Source organism: Priestia sp. AB, assembly GCF_028369225.1.
In the GTDB taxonomy this organism is placed as follows: domain Bacteria; phylum Bacillota; class Bacilli; order Bacillales; family Bacillaceae_H; genus Priestia; species Priestia megaterium.
On record NZ_JAQMYN010000001.1, the window covers coordinates 21,852 to 41,937 of the forward strand.

Here is a 20,086-nt window from a genome sequence, read left to right on the forward strand (position 1 = left end):
CTGACTAATTTCCTTATTGATTAGTCAGCTTTTTTTAAGTGAATAAGGCCAAGTTCTAACGCACGTGTGGTAATTAAGTCATCAATTTCTTCTGGAATGTTTTCAAGTGTTCCCCATTTATATGTCCATAAATGAGTAAAAGATTGTACATAGATTGGAAAGGTTTGTTCATTTGCTTTTATTGCTTCTTCTTTAAAAAAATGAATCAGTTGTTCAGTTTTCATATTAGTCTCCTTTTTTATGATCTTGAAGAGAGAAAAAAGACAACCCAGAGGCTGTCCTTTTGCGGGTTACGCTTCAGTTGGCTTGAACGTTTTACAGTCTGTTTCATAACTGCTTGCTGCATGTTTTCCGCTATGACTTACCACGTAAATTTCTTCTGCGCTGCAGTGATTTCCATTTTTCCAAAAGTGACAGTTATTTACTTCACAAAGAATGTTTTGTTCCAACGTTAACCCTCCTTTGTATGTGATAGCTATAGTATGGTCAAAATTCAACTAACTTATAAGAAAGGTGGTAGACTTTCATTTTAATTGAGAATTTTTATCAATTAAACATTGACAAAGAGAATCATTCTCAATTAAACTGTGTATATAGTAAAGAATACAAGTTGTTGGCAAATCATTAAATGAATAATTAATTGGGAGGGAACAAACATGTCATCAGTTATGGTTGTAGGAGGAGACAGGTTAAAGCATATTACAGATCGTTTAGCGGGAGAAGGATTTAATGAAGTAATTCATTTAGATGGCCGTAAAAGCAATATGGTGAAGCGAGAAATACCCGAACATATTGGGTTTGTATTAGTTATTACGGATTTTATTAATCACAATATGGCAAAAGTCATTAAAGAGAAAGCAAAAAAACAAAAAAAACCGATTTATTTCGTCAAACATTCATGGAGTGCTATTCGTAAAGTGATTGAGCAAATTTCATGATTTAATTTTTATTTATTATTGAGAATGAATTTCAATTAGGGTGGTGAGACATAGGTGGAACCGATAAAAGTGCATATAAAAACACTCTCTAACGACCACATCGAACAATTTATTCGATGTCCGTACAAATTTTATCAGCAGCAGCTTCTTTTGAAAAAAACATCTATAGATTGGAAACAGCTCGTTCAAGTAACTGTCCATCAAATCATTAAAACATACTATAGCAAGCCAGTTGAGTATCGCTCAAACCTCTATGTTTTACAGCTTATTGAAAAATATTGGCGCCTAAAGCCAAATATGTTTTCATCACCCGTTCACTATTACGATGTGTTAGCTAAAGTAAGCGATTATTTACTAAGGTTTTTAGGAAAGAAAGTACATGTGGAATTACCGCTTTTTGTGTTTGAGAAATACAGCGTTTATGTAGAAGAAATTCAAAGCAACCTTTCTCTAACCATTGATTTTGCTGCATGGACAGAGAAGTCTTATACGGTAACAAAATTCATTCTAGATGACCATGAAAAAGTGAAAAACGCCATGAAAGACTTTATTATCGTTTTTTCGAAACAAGCTTTTAAAAAGGTTCCTGAACAAATTCGTTTTTATTCATTATTAACTGGAGAAACAACAACTTATCATATTGCACCAGACGATTATCAAAAATCCATACTTCAACTACATATTGTCAAAAGTGTGTTAATGGAACCAAAACATTTTCAAAAGAATTATGCATCCAGTGAGTGTGAAAACTGTCCTCTTCAACGAGAATGTGCTGAAGAAGTGGATATGCGGCCGACACTGCTGGTGTAAAGGAGCGTCATTTACATGAAGGAAATCTTACTAGCTTATGCGAGTATGTCAGGTAACACAGAAGCAATAGCCGATTTGATTGAAGAAGAATTAGTCAAGCATGGATTGCATGTGAAACGAGCAGAAGTATATGACATTGATGCTTCTGACCTTGTATCCGCAGAATCTATTATCTTTGGAGCTTATACGTGGGGAGATGGAGAGCTGCCAGATGATTTTTTAGATCTTTATGATGAAATGGATGATATAGATCTCAGTCAAAAGCAGATGGCTGTATTTGGCTCAGGTGATTCATCATATGATGTTTTTTGCGGAGCAGTTGATTTAATTGAAGAAAAAATAAAGAGACGTAATGGAAATATAGCCGTTCCCGGTTTGAAAATCGAGCTCTCTCCCTTTGGAGAAGATATAGAAAAATGTAAGGTATTTGCTAAAGGTTTTGCTGAAGTAGTAGCAAAATCTGCTGCTTCATAAGAAAACCCGGTCAAGTGCTGACCGGGTTTTTTAATATGGCTTCTTTTTGCTGTATTCTTTATTATCTTTCATAAATAGACGCCAGAAATAAAAGAATCCAGGAAATAAAATAGCAAAACCAACAATATACACAATAAATAAAGAATGAAACGCATCGGGATGTGTAAATCCATTCTCAATCGTTACGTTTGGATAGACAACATAAGGTAAATGACTTCGTCCGTATACGTAACTTGCTAAGAAATATTGAAGGATAATGGCTACCACGGCTAAACGAGGCATGCCTTTTCCTTTTTGAGAAGGTAGCAGCAGAGCAATACCAGCTATTACAAATAGACCTACAGATCCGTAAAGAAGGGGCTTAAACTGCATCATTTTATCATATAACCAGCTTGCTTCTGATTGCATTGTAATCATAATAAAGATAGCCATTAGCAGGGAAAGAGGTCCTGTAATGAGCGCATCACGCCGATAGACCGCATAAGCTTCCATTTCGTCAGATGACTTCGAGTAATCTGCTAATAACAGAGACGATAGAAACAGCGAAGAGCTTATGGCAAATCCGATAAATGAATAGACGTGCGGACTTGAAAATACTTTTGCTAAATTTAATCGCTGCGTGCCATCAATTATATCAATAAATCCACCTTGACTTACTGGCAGTACAGCGATTAAAAAAGCAGGAATTAACACGCCGGATATACCGGATATATAAACCAACGCTCTCCGATATTTGAAGCTGCTAGCATAGTGTGAAAACACTAAAAATCCGCTTCGAATAGATAAGAGAAGTAAAATGATACTTCCGGGTATTAGTAACACTGTGCCAAGCGTAAATGTAGCTCGAGGAAAAAAACTAAACAGCGCAACAACAATCGCAACGATAAATACATTGGTTACTTCCCAAGTAGGCGATAGATATCTGTTTGCTACATCTGTAGCATTTGTTTTCGTACGATTAATATATACCATCGACCAAAAGCCAGCTCCAAAGTCCATCGTTCCCATTACGGCATAGATAAAAATGAAGCCCCATATTACAGTAATTGCTAGTAATGAATCACCCATATTCTCACATCCTTTTTAATCTGCTTGCGCAGCAAGCTCTTTAGAAAGCGGATTTCTTCTAAAATAAAACACCAGTACAAGGGCGACTGCGGCCACGAGTACGATATAAACAAGCAAAAATAAAAAAAATAAAATATGCAAATTAGCAGAAGTGGTAACTGCTTCTGATGTACGCATGATGCGGTAAATGACCCAGGGCTGTCTTCCGGTACATGCGAAAATCCATCCGAATTCAATGCCCATGATCGCGAGAGGGCCCGTTGCGACAAATGCCCATATGAAAATTTTAGGGAAGCTTTTCTTCTTTAAAAACTTGTACCAAACAACGCCCACTAGCGCCACTAAAATTAAAATCGATCCGATAATGACCATACCGTTAAACAAGGTATGCACAAAAAGCGGCGGCCAATAATCCCTAGGGAAGTCATTGAGTCCAGTAATCACTGTATTAAAGCTATTACCTGACAAGAAGCTGAGCATCCATGGGAACTCAATTCCATACTTGACTCGCTGTTCTTTTTCATCTGTGAATCCGCCTAAAGCTAATGGCGCATGATCTTGCGTTTCAAATAGACCTTCAGCTGCTGCAAGTTTTTCGGGTTGATATTCGTATACTTTTTGCATAGATTCATGTCCATTCAAAGCCGTTACAAAAGAGAAAATCCCGCCGATTACTAATCCCATCATCAACGCTTTATGATGAAACTTATATTCTCTTGGATTATGTTTTCGCGCACGAAGCATTTTAAAGGCAGCGACTGAAGCAATGACGAAGCCTCCGGTTGTATAAGCAGAAACCGCTACGTGACCGGACGTTACAAAGAAGCTCGGATTAAAGAAAGCTGCCCAAGGATCTACGCTTACAATGTCTCCATTTAAAATTCGAAAGCCAGCAGGTGTCCCTTCAAATGCATGCACGTTGGTAATTAAAACGGCAGAGGCAAGTGCTCCTATTGCTACTAAAATTAGACTGATAATCCTCATTTTTCGAGAAATACGGTCCGCTGCGTATACGTAAATAGAGAGAAACAGAGCCTCAATAAAGAAAGCATAAATTTCAATTTGAAAGGGAAGAGCCATTACTTTTCCTACAATTTCCATAAAACCCGGCCAAAGCAACGCTAGTTGTACACCAGCAATCGTTCCCGTAGGAATGGCGACTCCAAGCAGGACAGCAGCTCCTTTTGTCCAACGCTGTGCCATAAGTTCATAATCTTTATCTTTTGTTTTGTAGTAAAGAATTTCAGCCAATAAAATCATGAGAGGAATGCCGACGCCAAGAGTGGCAAAAATGATATGTACTCCCATGTTCAGACCAAACATTGAACGTGCAGTAACTAAATGATCCATTCATTTTTCAACCTTTCCAGTAAAGTATTGATAAACCTTATTGTCCACTTTTTACCACGCTTTATGCATCAGAATTGGTAAAACATATAACTTGAAAATAGTAATCATTACGATTATAATAAGTATATATTGTTTTAAAGGAGAGATATTTAATGAAAACAAATATTCATCCAGACTATCGTAAAGTTGTATTTATGGATACAAATAGCGGAACATCATTTTTATCAGGATCTACAAAACAATCAAATGAGACCGTTCAATGGGAAGATGGCAACACATATCCGCTTTTAAAAGTTGAAATCAGTTCGGATACACATCCATTTTATACAGGAAAACAAAAATTTGCTGATAAAGGCGGCCGTGTAGAACGCTTTAAGCAAAAATATAAATTACAATAAAAAAACTAGCCGGGAGGCTAGTTTTTTTATTAATATAATGCTTTTTTCAACGTATCAATGTTGTGTTGCATAATGGAGAAATAGTCTTCTTTATTTTTAACATCGTTTTTTGTTAATGACTCTAAGTTATGAAGTGTTAAAGCTTGAGCTCCTACTTCATTTTTTACAAGCGTAGACACTTTAGGCTTTAAATTTTGGTCAAAGATAAAGTATTTGATATGGTCTTTTTTTGCTTGTTTTACGATGTTTTCTAATTGTTTCTGAGACGGCTCATTTGTAGGAGATAAACCCGCTACGCTAATTTGCTTTAAGCCGTATCGTTTTTCCCAGTAGCCATAGGCTGCATGTGATACTAAAATTTCTTTATGAGGTGCGTCGCCAATCGTTGTTTTTAACTCTTGGTCCACATCTTCAAGCTGAGTCTTTAACGATTGGAAGTTCTTTTCAAACTCTGCTTTTTTATCTGGTTTTAATTCAATAAGTTCGTCTTTAATATTTTCTGCTAATTGAATAGCTAAAACAGGATCAAGCCAAACGTGAGGGTCTGTATCTCCGTGGTTATGCTCTTCTTCATGGGCATGTTCGTCTTCGTGGGCATGCTCATCTTCAGAACTCTTTGCTAATTTAATTCCTTTTGCAGCTTCTACTAAAGCTACATCTTCATTTTTAAGTGTAGACTGTGCTTTATCTGCAAAACCTTCAAGTCCAATTCCTGAGTAAACAAATGCGTCCGCGTTGGCGATTTTGACCATTGTTTTTGTTGTAGGCTCAAATGAGTGCGCGTCTACACCGGTTGGTAAAATGCTTTTAGCTTCTACATATTTTCCGCCGATTTTTTCAGTAAAGTCCTGTAAAGGGTAGATTGTTGTATAAATTTCTAATTTTTTGTTTTTATTATCAGATGAGTTATTTGCACTGCTTGAACTGCACCCTGCAAGAGCTGTTCCAATTCCTAATGCAAGCACCATTAAAAGTGGTTTGAATTTCATTATGTTGCTCCTTCCGTTTGTATCGTAACCATTTATGACCTATGTTATTATATCGTAATTATTACGATTTGAAAACTAAAAATTTACGCACTTACTGTAAATTTAGGAAGGGGATCTTTGAGAGTAGCCCAATCTTGATTCATTTCCTCATTTGTCAGCAAACAGCGGTCTAAAGTTTCAATTATTTCAGCTTTGTTCATATCAATACCAATGAACACAAGCTCGTTAATACGATCTCCAAATTGTTCATCCCATTTTGCTCGTAATTCAGGCTCTTCTTTTAAGGTTTGTTCTCTTTCTTCCGGTTCGTAAGTTGCTATCCATTCACCCGCTGCTTGAATCATAATGGACGTACCGGCTTGAGAAAGAAGTCCTGCCATATTATTACGCGAAGCAAGCCAGAAAAATCCCTTTGCACGTATAATATCAACCGGCCAGTTCTCTAACCATTTCATAAAGCGTTCAGGATGAAGGGGACGATTCCTTCTGTATACAAAAGAAGAAATACCGAACTCTTCCGTTTCAGGCGTATGGTGCTCCTCATTTAATTCTTTAATCCATCCGGCTCCTTGACTAGCTTTTTCAAAGTCGAATAAGTCGGTATGAAGTATGGCTTCAAGGCTTACTTCACTATTAATTGTTTGGATAACAGTGGCTTCTGAGTTTAATTTGTGAAGAACAGCCTGCAGCTCATCTGCATCATCTTTTGTTAACAAATCAACTTTGTTTAACAAAATGACGTTTGCAAATTCAATTTGATCGATTAATAAATCAATCACTTCTCTTGTATCGTTTTCATCTGTTCCTTCTTTGCGGTCTAATAAGCTTTCGCCGGATGAAAAGTCTTCCCAAAAGCGATTGGCATCTACTACAGTGACCATCGTATCTAACGAACATTTCTGAGTTAAATCAATGCCAAGCTCTTCATCAATATAAGTAAATGTTTGAGCAACAGGGATAGGTTCGCTGATTCCGGAAGATTCAATGACAATATAATCAATATCACCATTGTCTGCTAGGCGTTCTACCTCTTTCATTAGGTCGTCTCGAAGCGTACAGCAAATACAGCCATTTTGCATTTTAACAAGTTTTTCTTCCGTTCGAGAGAATCCGCCTTGTTTAACTAAGTCTGCATCAATATTTACTTCGCTCATGTCATTGACAATGACCGCGACCTTTAAACCTTGTTTATTTTTTAAAATATGGTTCAAAAGAGTTGTTTTACCTGAACCAAGGTATCCGCTTAACACGGTAACGGGAATTTTTTTCACTGTTATAACCTACTTTCTTGTTTGTAAATAATAATTATTACGATTTAACGCTTTTCATCTTATAGGAAAAAGTATTATAATACAAGAAAGAATTTTTTTTATGAAGGAGAAGACAGCAGATGAGCTTATTACAAGATGTTTTAGAATTCAACCAAAAATTTGTAGAAGAAAAGAAGTATGAACTTTACGAAACAAGCAAATTCCCTGATAAAAAAATGGTTATTTTATCGTGTATGGACACAAGATTGGTAGAATTACTTCCACACGCTTTGAATTTGCGCAACGGAGACGTGAAAATTGTTAAAAACGCAGGAGCGCTTGTTTCACATCCATTTGGAAGTATTATGCGAAGCATTTTAGTAGCTGTGTACGAGCTTCAAGCAGATGAGGTATGTGTAATTGGTCACCACGACTGTGGAGCAGGTAAACTTCAAGCGGAACCTTTTTTAGAGAAAGTAAGAGCAAAAGGCATCTCAGATGAAGTGATTAATACCATTGAATATTCTATGGACTTGAAACAATGGTTAACGGGTTTTGATTCAGTAGAAGAGACTGTTCAGCATAGTGTAGAGACAATCCGTAATCATCCTCTATTTTCAAAAGATACTCCTGTACATGGACTAGTTATTGATCCAAATACAGGAAAGCTAGATGTTGTTGTAAATGGGTATGAAGCAATCGAAAACAACTAAAGCTTAGTGTGATTTTTTCTCAGGTACTTCATCGATGCCACCCGGATGGAACGGGTGGCATTTTAAAATGCGTTTTACAGTCAAATAAGATCCCTTTACGGCACCAAAGCGTTTAATGGATTCAACTCCGTACTGGGAGCAAGTAGGGTAAAACCGGCACCTTGCCGGAAGAAAAGGTGAAATTCCTTTTTGATATCCTTTTATAAGTAAAAGCAAAAGCTTTGCAATCATTTATTATCACGTTCTTTCTTTCGTGTTTGCTCATACTATAAGGGATAGAAAGAATAAAAAGCAACTAAAAGAAATAAAGGTTATTAAATGGATGAAATATATCGGAATTGCATGTTATGATAGGTGAAAGAAGAAAAAAGGAGTGGTATTATGCCATCAGTAGAAAGTTTTGAGCTAGATCATAATGCGGTTAAAGCACCTTACGTAAGACACTGCGGTGTTCACAAAGTGGGAAGCGACGGCGTTGTAAATAAATTTGATATTCGTTTTTGCCAGCCAAACAAACAAGCAATGAAGCCGGACGTTATTCATACGCTAGAGCATTTATTAGCTTTTAATATTCGTACTCATGTAGAAAAATACGATCACTTTGATATTATTGATATTTCGCCTATGGGATGTCAAACAGGGTACTACTTAGTAGTGAGCGGTGAGCCGACTGTACGTGAAATTATTGATTTGTTAGACGATACGTTAAAAGATGCAATTAACATTACTGAAATTCCAGCAGCAAACGAAAAGCAGTGCGGTCAAGCGAAACTTCACGATTTAGAAGGAGCAAAACGCTTGATGAAGTTCTGGCTAGAACAGGACAAAGAAGATTTAGAAAAAGTATTTGGCTAAAAATAAGCAGTCCGCTGGGCTGCTTATTTTATTTGAAAAAAGATGAAGAAGTTTCTCTAAGTCTAAAGAAAGGGAAATGTCTCTTTTTATGAAAAAAATGTTTTAATCAACTAAAAAAGGGTACAACTATATTATACAAAGAGTTCACAAAGGAGCGAAAAGAATGGCAGTAAATGTAAATGAAATCGTTAATAAACAAGTAGCGAATTTTAGTGTAATGTACATAAAACTTCATAACTTTCACTGGTACGTAAAAGGTGAACAATTCTTCACTCTTCATGAAAAGTTTGAAGAGCTGTATACGGAAACAGCTACAATTATTGATGACCTTGCAGAACGCCTTTTAGCATTAGAAGGAAAACCTGTGGCAACAATGAAAGAATCGTTAGAACTTTCTTCTATTAAAGAAGCGGATGGAAGCGAAACGGCTAAAGATATGGTCGCTTCTTTAGTAAGCGATTTTGATACGCTAACTGCTGAATTAAAAGAAGGAATGGACGCAGCGGGTGAAGCGGGCGACGAAACAACAGGAGACATGCTGTTAGCCATTCATCAAAGCTTAGAAAAGCATACGTGGATGTTAAAATCATTCCTAGGCAAGTAATTAACCTGCGAGTAATCGCAGGTTTTTTTATGGTAAGATGGACGAACACTTTTTTTTCACCGGCATATACTGTAGGGATATGACTGCTGAAAGGGTGAAAAAAGTGGATATGCAGAAGCTTTCTGTCTTGATAATCTCAAGTTTAGGTTCACTGGCTTTTTTTTTATTTGGAGAGTGGGACTATTTACTAATGGCTTTAGTAGCATTAGTGACAATGGATTATTTGACAGGCACGATTGCAGCTTTTATAAATAAACGTTTATCTAGCAAAGTAGGTTTTAAAGGAATTGCCAAAAAGATTTTTATTTTTGCCATGATTGCTGTAGCAAACTTTATCGATTCCGTATTCTGGGAAAACGGTCATATTATTCGAGATGGAGCTACTTTGTTCTATATTTTAAACGAAATGATTTCAATTACAGAAAATGCAGGAATTGTAGGAATTCCAATTCCAGAGCCGCTAAAAAAAGCAATAGCGATTTTAAAAGACCGCTTTAAATCGTAGAGTGTATAAAAAAAGAATAAGATACAAATAAGAAAGATAAGTTGGCACTAGAAAGAAGGAGCTGAATATCTTTCATGACAAAAAAATATTATATATCTCTGAGTTCAGGAGAAATCAATCAGTCAAATGCTGCTTCAGATTGGAATTATGCGATTGAAGCAACAGATGAAGAAGTGGAGAAGCTGAGAACGTATTTAGATCAGCGTGCTTCAAGCGATTGGTCAAGCTTTTGGCGATCACATATTCCGTATCTAGAATATCATCATGATTCTCAAAATGATATGTACGATAAAACGACAGTTGAAATATATGCCATGCTTTATCAGCTAGGAGACGATGAAACAAAATCACATATCAAACAGATGAATATTTTATCTTCAGATAGAATGGAATAAGGAGTAAAAAGCAAAGAAAAAAAGTACGAGCATACTTTTCTTATCAGGTATGGCCGTAATGTATGATAAAATAAGGGAAAAATCAAATGGAGTTTGAGTCGACCATGTACACATTTAAGGATGCATATCATAATCAAGTATTTTTATCATTTGAAAAAAATCCATTCTCGAAAACTCCACGTCATGTTTGGGTCGTATGCAGGTATGAAAATCAATGGTTGCTAACGAATCACTCAAAACGAGGTTTAGAATTTCCCGGAGGAAAACTAGAAGGCAATGAAGTACCAGAAGAAGCAGCGGTTCGAGAAGTATTTGAAGAAACAGGCGGAGAAGTCTCTTCTTTAACTTATATTGGGCAATATAAAGTAGTAAGTAAAGGAAAGACCATTATTAAAAACATTTATTTTGCTACTATTGGAAATGTAATTAAAAAAGAAGACTACATGGAAACGGATGGTCCCGTAATGATTGATGAACTACCTTCGGGCATTCAACAAGATGATGCATACAGCTTCATCATGAAAGATAATGTTTTACAATATGTAATGAAATATGTAAAGCGAACACTTTTGTAAAAGTATCCTATCAATGAAAATCCCCCCGTTTGTACGGGGGGATTTTTTATGAGCGTCGGATCAATTTCTTTTCTAAATAAGCAACGCCTTGATACATAATCGTAGCGAAAATGGCAATTAATAATAAGCTGAGAAGAACAAGAGTAAAGTTGAAGACTTGGAAACCATAAATAATCATATATCCAAGCCCTTTCGAAGAAACTAAAAATTCTCCTACGATGACTCCTACCCAAGATAAGCCGACATTTACTTTAAATGTGGAAATAATGGCGGGCATGGAAGCTGGCAAAATGGCTTCTTTAAAACAGCGGGTTTTCGTTGCCCCAAAGCTTTTTAGTAATTTAATATAGTTTGGATCAACTTCTTTAAATGCTGTGTAAACGACGATGGATGTAATAATAACGGATATAATCGCCCCCATCGTTAAGATTGAGAAAAATCCTGGACCGATCGCTACAATTAAAATAGGGCCCAGCGCTACTTTTGGCATGGCGTTTAAAATAACGAGGTAAGGGTCTAATATGTTTGCAAGCCTCGTTGAATACCAAAGGGCCGTTGCAAGTAAAATACCTAGTAATGTGCCTAAAATGAAGCCAAGAACCGTTTCAAATAATGTAAAACCAATATGTGCTGCCAGCGAGCCGTCGGCAAGTTTAATTAAAAATAAATGCCATACTTTAGTAGGGGAACTGAAAATTAAAGGGTCAATCCACTTTAAACGAGAAGCCAGTTCCCAGAAGCTAAAAAAGGCTAAGAACATGACCAGCTGCACGCTCAGTACTAATCGTTTTTCGCCCCGAACCTTGCGAAGGTAGCTTTCGTGAAGAGTATCTAGGGAGCTAGTGGGTTTCAAGTTGATCAAGCTCCTTCCATATGTCCATAAATAAATCGTTATAGACAGGATGCTGTCGTGCTTCAAACGGAGAGAGAGTTCGTAAAATAGAAGGAACCGTAAATGTTTTTGCGATTTTTCCCGGTTTTGCTGAGAATAAAAAGATTCGGCTGCTCATGGCAATAGCTTCGCCGATATCATGCGTGACCAAAACGGCCGTTTTTTGATAAGTCATCAGCGTTTTGGAGACAAGTTCTTCAAGCTTAAGTTTTGTTTGAAAATCAAGTGCTGAAAAAGGTTCATCTAAGAGTAAAATAGCGGGGTCAATGGCAAGTGTTCGGACTAAAGCGACACGCTGTCTCATGCCTCCGGATAACTGATGCGGATATAGGTCACCTACGCCCTGTAAACCAATTTCTTTTAGGAGTAACAGTGCTTTACTCTCTGTTTTATCTGTTAGCTGTCCGCGAATTTCAAGCCCAAGTAAAATATTTTCTTTAATGGTTTTCCACGGAAACAAATAATCTTGTTGAAGCATATAACCGATGTTTGGGACTGATGTTCCGATATTTTCACCGTCTATTGTGACAAAGCCGGACGTTGGTTCAATCAAGCCTGCAATAATCGATAGAAGCGTCGTTTTTCCACATCCGCTTGGGCCGAGAAAGGAAACAAATTCTCCTTCTTCAATAGACAAATTAATATGTTCAAGTGCAGTGGTAGCAGACTTTGTCGTAAGATACATATGCTGAACATCTTGAATGTGAAGTTTTGTCATCTTACTCACTCATTGCATCTTTTGCGAATTTTGTGTTGACTAGCTTGTTGTGATCGATGTGTCTTGGAAGTTCTCCAGATTCGTCCATGATTTTTTGTAAATGATCCCACTCTTTTTGATCTAATAAAGGGTTAGTTGCAAAGGATTTTTGAGATTTATAGCGGTCAATAACAGTTTTCAGCGTTTCTTTAGGAGTATCTTCGAAATACGGTGCAACCACTTCGGCAATTTCATCTGTGCTATGTGTATTCACCCATTTTTGTGCTTTGTAAATAGCTCGAGTAAATTTAGCCGCTGCTTCAGGGTTATCTTTTAAATAGCTTTCTTTGGCCATAAATGTTGTATAAGGAACTGTTCCTGATTCTTTTCCGAAGGAAGCAACGATATGTCCTTTTCCTTGTTGCTCTAAAATACTAGCCGTTGGCTCAAATAATTGAACATAATCTCCAGTACCAGAAGCAAAAGCATTCGCAACGTTAGCAAAATCAATGTTTTGAACGAGTTTTACATCTTTTTTAGGATCAATATTATGCTGTTTCAACACATATTCCCCTACCATTTGCGGCATGCCGCCTTTACGTTGACCAAGAAACGTTTTGCCTTTAAGCTGATCCCATGAGAATTGATCGACCTTTTTACGCGATACTAGAAATGTTCCGTCGGTTTGGGTTAGTTGTGCAAAGTTGATGACGGGATCACTAGACCCCTGTGCATATACGTAGATTGAAGTTTCCGAGCCGACTAAGGCGACGTCGATGCCGTCAGATAAAAGTGACGTCATTGTCTTATCTCCGCCCCACGTTGTTTTTAAATCTACCTTTAGTCCTTCTTCTTCAAAAAAGCCTTTTGAAATAGCAACGTACTGGGGAGCATAAAAGATAGAGCGAGTTACTTCGCCGACACGAACCGTCTGTACAGATGTTGTTTTGCCGCAGCTAATTATTGGGATGAGTAAAATCATAATAGCAAGCAAAGAAAAGAGCCATTTGATTGGTTTCATAAAGCAAACCTCCTTAAAAGAATAAAATATTTTATGATAATGTATGTAAGAAAGTAGAAGAAGGTGAGTGCCTACATAACTATGTGGAAAATCAAAGAAGTATTAGCCAACGATTGAAAGTCCACCGTGGCGGGAAAAAATATACCAGTCATATAAAGAATGGAGGAAAAAAATGAAAGATGGAACAATTCTTCATAAACAGCGTTTCCCATCATCAAACCCTCGCGTGGCGCTGTGGGTGATTACATATGCATGTCAAGGGCTTAAGATTAAAGGAATGCTCGCAGAGCCAAAAGAAAAAGGAATGTATGACGGCTTTTTATACTTAAGAGGAGGTATTAAGAACGTAGGAACGGTTCGTCCTGCTCGGCTCATTCAATTTGCTTCTCAAGGTTTTATTGTGATGGCTCCGTTCTATAGGGGAAATCAAGGAGGCGAAGGAAACGAAGATTTTGCAGGAGATGATCGTTACGATGCTTTTGCTGCTTACGATTTATTGAAACAGCTCCCTAACGTCCACCGTGACCGCATTCATATTTTTGGGTTTTCAAGAGGGGGAGTGATGGCTTTACTCACAGCCATTGAAAAAAACGACAGCCGCTCTCTTGTGTTATGGGGAGGTGTCACGGATATGGTGCTGACATATGAAGAAAGAGAAGATTTAAGAAGAATGATGAAGCGAGTGATTGGAGGAACTCCTTCTAAATATCCTGAAAGATATGAATGGAGGACACCTTTGCATCGTGCTCATCTCGTCGAGCCGCCGGTCTTGCTTATTCATGGTTTAGAAGATAAAAACGTATCGATTGATCATTCCTATCAGCTCGAATCTAAATTAAAGAAGTCCAATAAAAAAGTTACCAGCTGGTACTTCGAAAACTTTCCACATGCTTTTCCACCAAAAGAAAACCGAGAAACGGTGAAGAAGTTAACGAAGTGGATGAAAGCGCAATAAAAGATATGCTACGATAGAGAAAACAAGTAGAATAACAGTGAGGAGTGAGAAAAAATGGGGATGCCGCTAGAATTAAATACAATGATTGTGACAAAAGGCAACGAAAAACGTGTAACGGATAACATTTTTCAAATTGAGAAAAAAGGATATCGCTTGTATCCGTTAGATATTCCATTAAACATTCACAAAACGAAAACTGGAGAATGTATTGGAACTGCTGTTGTGCGTAAGGTAGAAATGGAACAGGAAAAAACCATTGTCACATATGAACTGACAAAATTACATTCGACTAACTAAAAAACCGATCGTCTCTAAGACGATCGGTTTTTTATTAGACCCTAGGTCCGCCTAATGTTGAAATATCAGATGCCACATCATTAAAACGCTTGAAATTAGCTTTGAATTTAGCAGCAAGCTCAGTTGCTTTTTGATTATAAGCTGTTGCATCGTTCCATGCTTTAGAAGGCTGAAGCACTTCATCAGGAACTCCCGGAACATGAGTTGGAATCGATAAACCAAAAATAGCGTCTGTTACTGTTTCGGTATTAGCTAGTTCTCCTTCAAGGGCTGCTTGAACCATAGCTCGAGTGTAACTTAACTTCATTCGTTCGCCGACGCCGTATTCACCACCGGTCCATCCAGTATTTACAAGGTAGACATTTACATTATGTTCATCGATTTTCTTTCCTAGCATTTCTGCATAAGTTGTTGGAGCAAGAGGTAAGAAAGGCTCACCAAAGCATGTAGAGAAAGTAGCCTGTGGCGATGTTACGCCACGCTCTGTTCCAGCTAACTTACTAGTGTATCCGCTCAGAAAATGGTACATCGCTTGTTCTTTTGTAAGCTTGCTGATTGGAGGCAAGACGCCGAAAGCATCAGCAGTTAAAAAGACAATAGCTGTAGGGTGCCCAGCAACGCTTGGCAATACCGTATTATCAATAGAGTCAATTGAATAAGCAGCACGAGTATTCTCTGTTAAACTATTATCATTGTAATCTGCTACTTTCGTATTTTGATTTAACACTACATTTTCCAGTACGGCGCCGAAGCGAATTGCATTGAAAATTTGCGGTTCTTTTTCTTCGGAAAGCTGAATGCACTTCGCGTAGCATCCTCCTTCAATATTAAATACACCAGAGCTTGACCAACCGTGCTCGTCATCTCCGATTAAACGACGGTTTGCATCAGCAGAAAGCGTTGTTTTACCCGTTCCAGATAAACCAAAGAATAATGCAACGTCACCTTCTTCTCCTACGTTGGCAGAACAGTGCATGGATAGAATATTGTTTTGAGGAAGCAAGAAGTTCATCACTGAGAAAATAGATTTTTTCATTTCACCAGCGTATTCAGTTCCTCCAATTAGCACAATGCGTCGCTCTAACGAAAGAATAATGAAGGTTTCAGAATTCGTCCCGTCTGTTTCAGGATCAGCTTTGAACGTTGGAGCTGCTACAATTGTAAACGGCTTCACATCATCATTTGTTTTTTGTTCGGCTGAAGGGCGAATGAATAACTGCTGAGCGAATAGGTTGTGCCATGCAAATTCATTAACTACTTGAATTGGTAACTGATACTTTTTATCAGCTCCAGCATATCCATTAAAAACAAAAAGTTCATCCTGCTTCTTTAAGTGGTTTAAAACTTTTTTGTATAGCGCATCGAATCGCTGAGCAGAAATTGGCTGATTGACAGGTCCCCATTCAACCGTTTTTGAAGACACAGCATCGCTTACAATAAATTTATCTAAAGGAGAGCGACCTGTATATTTTCCGGTTTCGACTGACACAGCACCTGTAGAAGTCAACGTTCCTTCGCGTCGAGCTAGAATTTTTTCAACAAGTTGTGGAACAGATAATTGGTGTTTTGTTGTTTTTAATTGAAGCAAACCATTTAATTCGATAGACATATCAACAGTACTCATGTGCACTACCTTCCTTTTTTAGCTATTATTTATTCATTAATGTTTGAAATTTATAATTAGTATAACACATTTATTTAATTATTCTATACTATTTAACTAAAAATGTTTGTGTATTATAAAAAAATGTACGTTATACCTATTTTGGACACCTGTATATGTGCTAGGAGCGAAAAAAGTGAAGCTATTTTAAGTGAAAGCCTCATTTTGATCTGTCTTATTAACTAAACTTAGTGATGATTCTTAATAAGGTGTACTATTTCGGAATTTGAGTATGTTACATTAAAACAGATTCAAACATAAAGAGATGATTTCCATTTGAATGTTGTTGACAGTGAAGCGCTTTTTCATGTATTATATGTCCTTGAACGGATACTCTCTTATCCCGAGCTGGTGGAGGGACAGGCCCTATGAAACCCAGCAACCATCGTCATTTTTTTGTGTAGACGATAAGGTGCTAACCTGATGCAAGGGCACAACCTTGATCGATAAGAGTGAAAGGCTTATGTAGAATTTGATACCTTTCCTCGATACAAGGAAAGGTTTTTTTATATTTTTTAACGTGTAATGAAAATAAGGGAATGAGTACCGTATCACAATGTATCGTATTTATAAGGAGGAAAACTGATGTCAACACAACGTCGTCTGTTCACGTCAGAATCTGTTACAGAGGGACATCCCGATAAAATTTGTGACCAAATTTCTGACTCAATTCTTGATGCTATCCTAGCAAAGGATCCAAATGCTCGTGTTGCTTGTGAAACAAGCGTAACAACTGGTTTAGTTTTAGTAAGTGGTGAAATTACAACTTCTACTTACGTGGATATTCCTAAAACAGTTCGTGAAACAATTAAAGGAATTGGCTATACTCGTGCAAAATACGGATTTGATGCTGAAACTTGTGCAGTATTAACATCTATCGACGAGCAGTCAGCTGATATCGCTGCTGGTGTAGACCAAGCGTTAGAAGCACGTGAAGGTCAAATGTCAGATGAAGAAATCGAAGCAATCGGAGCTGGGGACCAAGGCTTAATGTTTGGTTATGCATGTAACGAAACAAAAGAATTAATGCCTCTTCCAATTTCATTAGCTCATAAACTTGCTCGCCGTCTAACAGAAGTACGTAAAGAAGAAATTCTTCCTTACCTTCGCCCGGATGGTAAAACACAAGTAACAGTTGAATATGATGAAAACAACAAACCTGTTCGCATCGATACAATTGTTATTTCAACTCAGCATCATCCAGAAGTAACGTTAGAGCAAATTCAACGTAACTTAAAAGAATATGTTATTAATCCAGTTGTTCCAAACGAGTTAATTGATGAAAATACAAAGTATTTCATTAACCCAACAGGACGTTTCGTAATCGGAGGTCCTCAAGGAGATGCTGGTTTAACTGGTCGTAAAATTATCGTTGATACTTACGGCGGATATGCTCGTCATGGCGGCGGTGCATTCTCTGGTAAGGACGCAACAAAAGTAGACCGTTCAGCAGCTTATGCAGCTCGTTATGTTGCGAAAAACATTGTAGCAGCTGATCTTGCTGATAAATGTGAAGTACAACTAGCATATGCGATTGGTGTTGCACAACCAGTATCTATTTCAATTGATACATTCGGTACAGGAAAAGTTTCTGAAGAAGTACTAGTAGACGTAGTACGCAAAAACTTTGACCTACGTCCAGCAGGCATCATTAAAATGCTTGATTTACGTCGCCCAATTTATAAGCAAACAGCAGCTTACGGCCACTTTGGTCGTACGGATGTGGAGCTTCCTTGGGAGTTCACAGACAAAGCGGAAGCATTAAAAACTCAAGCTTTAGCTAAATAATAAAAAAATCTCCGTGAAAACGGAGATTTTTTTTATGCCCATTGAATACCTGCAGCAGATTTTTCTACGACGCCTTCATATTCTGAAAGCAAATGCTGAAAAATGGCGTCCCATGATTGAGTAAGAGCATAGTGTCTCGCTGCATGGCCAAAGTGAAGCCGCTGGTGCAAATCATCGAGTAAACCTGTAATAGCCGAACTGAATTCTTCTAAGGAGTGAGGTTTGCAAAGGTAGCCGTTTCGCCCGTGCTGAACCATCTGTTTAACTCCTCCTGCATTTGCTGCCACTACAGGAGTTCCAGAAGCAAGAGACTCCAGTACAACATTTCCGAAGGTTTCTGTTTCTGAAGGAAAAACAAACAAATCAGATGATGAATAGATATGAGCAAGTTGCTTACCTTCAAGGAAGCCTGTAAATGTCATATGCTCAGATGCTTGCTGTTGCATTTGTTCTTTTAAAGGGCCGTCTCCCACAATAACCCAGTGAATTTGATGGCGGATATGATCAGGTAGAGATCGTGCAATTTTTATTAAAAAATCAGCGTTCTTTTCTTTAGCTAATCTTCCTACATATGTTAAAATGTAGGGCTTTTTAATATTATATTTAATACGAATATCAAAGCGGTCATAGTGGGGATGAAATAATTTATGATTTACTCCTCGCGACCAAATAGATACGTTGTGAAACCCTTGTTCTTCTATCTGCTGTTTGGTCACTTCAGAGGGAGCGAATATTTTTTGTACAGGTTTATAAAACCATTTCATATATTTTTGCAGTGGTACACGCATTTTTTCAAGTTCATAGTGAGATAAATAATCATCAAAATTGATATGATAAGAGCCGACAAGAGGAACACCTAATCTTTTCCCATAATAGGAGCCGCAAAGCCCCATTGTAAAAGGAGTGGCCAAATGAATAATAGAAGGATTGAATTCCTGCAGCTGTTTTTTAATTTTTAGAACGTTTGGCAATGAAAAGCGGCTGTTTGGATAAAGGAAAAACGGCATGCTGGGCGAACGGTGAACATACGTTGAAAATGACTGATCATGAGCAAATTCAGGAGCAAATACCTGGATGGGAATTTGCTTTGATTTGACATACTGGGTAAACTGATAAAGTGTTTTAGCAGCTCCGTTAACTTCTGGAGCAAATGTATCCGTAAATAAAGCAATTCTCATTAGTACTCCTCCTATCAATTAAGTTAAAAATATGTTCAGTGACACAGCACCTGAAAAGATGCCCAGTATCAGGCCTACCATGACATCCGTCGGATAGTGCAGACCGAGATAAATTCTTGAAATTCCTACCGTTACTGCAAGAGGCAAAAGAACGGTAGTGAAGGCTGGATAAACAATCATAAGAGGGGTAACCAACGAAAAAATAGCTGTTGTATGCCCAGATGGAAATGAATGATCTTTTAATGGATTTTCTAATACTTTTGTATATTTTAATTGAATATAAGGTCGTTTTCTCGGATATAGTTTTTTAGCAATGGCGACAGGAATATGACTAACGGCTAGAGAAAACGCACAAGCGTAAGCGACGGATGAAGGATGCAGAAATAGCAGCAAGCACGCTATCACAATGGTAAACGTGGCTCCGCCAGCGTGAGTTAGTAAACGTAAAAATCTATTTAAGTGCTTTCGATCAAAATGTTGGTTTACGCTTTTGAATAATCGGCATTCGGCATCATATACATACTGAATTAACTTGGCTTTCATAGAGTCGCTCCCTTTTCAATAAATACGTCTTTATTATTCAGTTTAATCTTTAATTGTGTAGGCAGTACTAAAACGATGTAAATTAATATGGAAATTTCTTTACAATTGTGGAGAGAATAGAGCATGAT

The 20,086-nt window shown here is 37.5% G+C and carries 26 protein-coding genes and 1 riboswitch; of the genes, 13 read left to right on the plus strand and 13 right to left on the minus strand.

Annotated elements, in window-relative coordinates; genetic code table 11:
* Window positions 1-20: 20 nt before the first annotated feature.
* Together POF52_RS00090 and POF52_RS00095 are read right to left on the minus strand one after the other, a co-directional pair.
* Window positions 21-224, minus strand: a complete 204-nt coding sequence (locus POF52_RS00090; RefSeq protein WP_013059559.1) for a hypothetical protein — start codon at window positions 222-224, stop codon at window positions 21-23.
* Between the two features lie 66 nt (window positions 225-290).
* Entirely contained in the window at window positions 291-449 is a 159-nt protein-coding gene (locus POF52_RS00095) for a DUF1540 domain-containing protein (protein WP_013059558.1), read from the minus strand.
* A 207-nt stretch (window positions 450-656) separates the two neighbouring features.
* Between POF52_RS00095 and POF52_RS00100 the strand changes: the two genes are divergently transcribed.
* From POF52_RS00100 to POF52_RS00110, 3 genes are read left to right on the plus strand one after another with little or no spacing between them, the layout of a single operon-like run.
* A complete protein-coding gene (locus POF52_RS00100; protein ID WP_013059557.1) occupies window positions 657-938 on the plus strand; it encodes a DUF2325 domain-containing protein in 282 nt (93 codons plus the stop codon).
* A 54-nt stretch (window positions 939-992) separates the two neighbouring features.
* Complete coding sequence (locus POF52_RS00105) at window positions 993-1,748, plus strand: hypothetical protein (RefSeq protein ID WP_255323337.1); 756 nt, start codon at window positions 993-995, stop codon at window positions 1,746-1,748.
* 15 nt (window positions 1,749-1,763) lie between these two features.
* Window positions 1,764-2,222 carry a flavodoxin gene (locus POF52_RS00110; protein ID WP_251530628.1) on the plus strand — a complete coding sequence of 153 codons (459 nt, stop codon included), beginning with the start codon at window positions 1,764-1,766 and terminating at the stop codon, window positions 2,220-2,222.
* A 30-nt stretch (window positions 2,223-2,252) separates the two neighbouring features.
* On the opposite strand, the gene POF52_RS00115 is transcribed toward POF52_RS00110, so the two are convergent.
* Both POF52_RS00115 and POF52_RS00120 read right to left on the minus strand, forming a co-directional pair.
* Window positions 2,253-3,290 (minus strand): cytochrome d ubiquinol oxidase subunit II, encoded by a 1,038-nt coding sequence (locus POF52_RS00115; protein ID WP_271988995.1) that lies wholly within the window; start codon window positions 3,288-3,290, stop codon window positions 2,253-2,255.
* 15 nt (window positions 3,291-3,305) lie between these two features.
* Window positions 3,306-4,640: a cytochrome ubiquinol oxidase subunit I gene (locus POF52_RS00120; protein WP_271988997.1), complete on the minus strand. Its 1,335-nt coding sequence runs from the start codon at window positions 4,638-4,640 to the stop codon at window positions 3,306-3,308.
* 152 nt (window positions 4,641-4,792) lie between these two features.
* Between POF52_RS00120 and POF52_RS00125 the strand changes: the two genes are divergently transcribed.
* Window positions 4,793-5,038, plus strand: a complete 246-nt coding sequence (locus tag POF52_RS00125) for a type B 50S ribosomal protein L31 (protein ID WP_013059552.1) — start codon at window positions 4,793-4,795, stop codon at window positions 5,036-5,038.
* A 29-nt stretch (window positions 5,039-5,067) separates the two neighbouring features.
* Here the strand turns inward: POF52_RS00125 and POF52_RS00130 are convergent, their stop codons facing one another.
* Together POF52_RS00130 and POF52_RS00135 are read right to left on the minus strand one after the other, a co-directional pair.
* Window positions 5,068-6,027 (minus strand): metal ABC transporter substrate-binding protein, encoded by a 960-nt coding sequence (locus POF52_RS00130; RefSeq protein ID WP_271989000.1) that lies wholly within the window; start codon window positions 6,025-6,027, stop codon window positions 5,068-5,070.
* 83 nt (window positions 6,028-6,110) lie between these two features.
* Complete coding sequence (locus POF52_RS00135) at window positions 6,111-7,298, minus strand: GTP-binding protein (RefSeq protein WP_271989001.1); 1,188 nt, start codon at window positions 7,296-7,298, stop codon at window positions 6,111-6,113.
* Window positions 7,299-7,417: 119 nt separating this feature from the next.
* Here POF52_RS00135 and POF52_RS00140 point away from each other — a divergent pair, with 119 nt between their 5' ends.
* Complete coding sequence (locus POF52_RS00140; protein WP_013085269.1) at window positions 7,418-7,990, plus strand: beta-class carbonic anhydrase; 573 nt, start codon at window positions 7,418-7,420, stop codon at window positions 7,988-7,990.
* Window positions 7,991-7,993: 3 nt separating this feature from the next.
* Here the strand turns inward: POF52_RS00140 and yidD are convergent, their stop codons facing one another.
* The gene (gene yidD / locus POF52_RS00145; RefSeq protein WP_013059548.1) at window positions 7,994-8,221 is read right to left on the minus strand and encodes a membrane protein insertion efficiency factor YidD; all 228 of its coding nucleotides are present in this window, start codon (window positions 8,219-8,221) and stop codon (window positions 7,994-7,996) included.
* Window positions 8,222-8,371: 150 nt separating this feature from the next.
* Between yidD and POF52_RS00150 the strand changes: the two genes are divergently transcribed.
* The 5 genes from POF52_RS00150 to ytkD all read left to right on the plus strand — a co-directional run bounded on the left by POF52_RS00150 (window position 8,372) and on the right by ytkD (window position 10,924).
* Window positions 8,372-8,845 (plus strand): S-ribosylhomocysteine lyase, encoded by a 474-nt coding sequence (locus tag POF52_RS00150; protein WP_013059547.1) that lies wholly within the window; start codon window positions 8,372-8,374, stop codon window positions 8,843-8,845.
* 163 nt (window positions 8,846-9,008) lie between these two features.
* Entirely contained in the window at window positions 9,009-9,449 is a 441-nt protein-coding gene (locus POF52_RS00155) for a Dps family protein (RefSeq protein WP_013085268.1), read from the plus strand.
* A gap of 79 nt (window positions 9,450-9,528) precedes the next feature.
* Entirely contained in the window at window positions 9,529-9,954 is a 426-nt protein-coding gene (locus POF52_RS00160) for a phage holin family protein (RefSeq protein ID WP_013085267.1), read from the plus strand.
* A gap of 74 nt (window positions 9,955-10,028) precedes the next feature.
* A complete protein-coding gene (locus POF52_RS00165) occupies window positions 10,029-10,349 on the plus strand; it encodes a hydrolase (protein ID WP_176583595.1) in 321 nt (106 codons plus the stop codon).
* Window positions 10,350-10,453: 104 nt separating this feature from the next.
* Entirely contained in the window at window positions 10,454-10,924 is a 471-nt protein-coding gene (ytkD, locus tag POF52_RS00170; protein WP_271990827.1) for an RNA deprotection pyrophosphohydrolase, read from the plus strand.
* 46 nt (window positions 10,925-10,970) lie between these two features.
* On the opposite strand, the gene POF52_RS00175 is transcribed toward ytkD, so the two are convergent.
* Genes POF52_RS00175 through POF52_RS00185 form a run of 3 tightly spaced genes read right to left on the minus strand, consistent with a single transcriptional unit; the run spans window position 10,971 to window position 13,534 of the window.
* Window positions 10,971-11,777 carry an ABC transporter permease gene (locus tag POF52_RS00175; RefSeq protein ID WP_042452786.1) on the minus strand — a complete coding sequence of 269 codons (807 nt, stop codon included), beginning with the start codon at window positions 11,775-11,777 and terminating at the stop codon, window positions 10,971-10,973.
* Window positions 11,764-12,534, minus strand: coding sequence for an ABC transporter ATP-binding protein (locus tag POF52_RS00180; protein WP_034648587.1), 771 nt, complete (start codon window positions 12,532-12,534; stop codon window positions 11,764-11,766). Before POF52_RS00180 ends, POF52_RS00175 begins: the two co-directional genes overlap by 14 nt.
* A gap of 1 nt (window position 12,535) precedes the next feature.
* A complete protein-coding gene (locus POF52_RS00185; protein WP_013085263.1) occupies window positions 12,536-13,534 on the minus strand; it encodes an ABC transporter substrate-binding protein in 999 nt (332 codons plus the stop codon).
* A 172-nt stretch (window positions 13,535-13,706) separates the two neighbouring features.
* Between POF52_RS00185 and POF52_RS00190 the strand changes: the two genes are divergently transcribed.
* Together POF52_RS00190 and POF52_RS00195 are read left to right on the plus strand one after the other, a co-directional pair.
* Window positions 13,707-14,489, plus strand: a complete 783-nt coding sequence (locus POF52_RS00190) for an alpha/beta hydrolase family protein (protein ID WP_013085262.1) — start codon at window positions 13,707-13,709, stop codon at window positions 14,487-14,489.
* 54 nt (window positions 14,490-14,543) lie between these two features.
* Window positions 14,544-14,786 carry a DUF2584 domain-containing protein gene (locus POF52_RS00195; RefSeq protein WP_013085261.1) on the plus strand — a complete coding sequence of 81 codons (243 nt, stop codon included), beginning with the start codon at window positions 14,544-14,546 and terminating at the stop codon, window positions 14,784-14,786.
* A gap of 34 nt (window positions 14,787-14,820) precedes the next feature.
* Here the strand turns inward: POF52_RS00195 and pckA are convergent, their stop codons facing one another.
* On the minus strand, window positions 14,821-16,410 hold the full coding sequence (pckA, locus tag POF52_RS00200) for a phosphoenolpyruvate carboxykinase (ATP) (protein WP_074893784.1): 1,590 nt from the start codon (window positions 16,408-16,410) through the stop codon (window positions 14,821-14,823).
* A gap of 374 nt (window positions 16,411-16,784) precedes the next feature.
* A riboswitch (SAM riboswitch) is annotated at window positions 16,785-16,902 on the plus strand.
* Window positions 16,903-17,034: 132 nt separating this feature from the next.
* Between pckA and metK the strand changes: the two genes are divergently transcribed.
* Window positions 17,035-18,237 (plus strand): methionine adenosyltransferase, encoded by a 1,203-nt coding sequence (metK, locus tag POF52_RS00205; RefSeq protein WP_013059536.1) that lies wholly within the window; start codon window positions 17,035-17,037, stop codon window positions 18,235-18,237.
* Window positions 18,238-18,269: 32 nt separating this feature from the next.
* On the opposite strand, the gene POF52_RS00210 is transcribed toward metK, so the two are convergent.
* Both POF52_RS00210 and POF52_RS00215 read right to left on the minus strand, forming a co-directional pair.
* On the minus strand, window positions 18,270-19,415 hold the full coding sequence (locus POF52_RS00210) for a glycosyltransferase family 4 protein (protein ID WP_271989015.1): 1,146 nt from the start codon (window positions 19,413-19,415) through the stop codon (window positions 18,270-18,272).
* Window positions 19,416-19,433: 18 nt separating this feature from the next.
* On the minus strand, window positions 19,434-19,958 hold the full coding sequence (locus POF52_RS00215; protein WP_016765763.1) for a phosphatase PAP2 family protein: 525 nt from the start codon (window positions 19,956-19,958) through the stop codon (window positions 19,434-19,436).
* Window positions 19,959-20,086 lie beyond the last annotated feature (128 nt).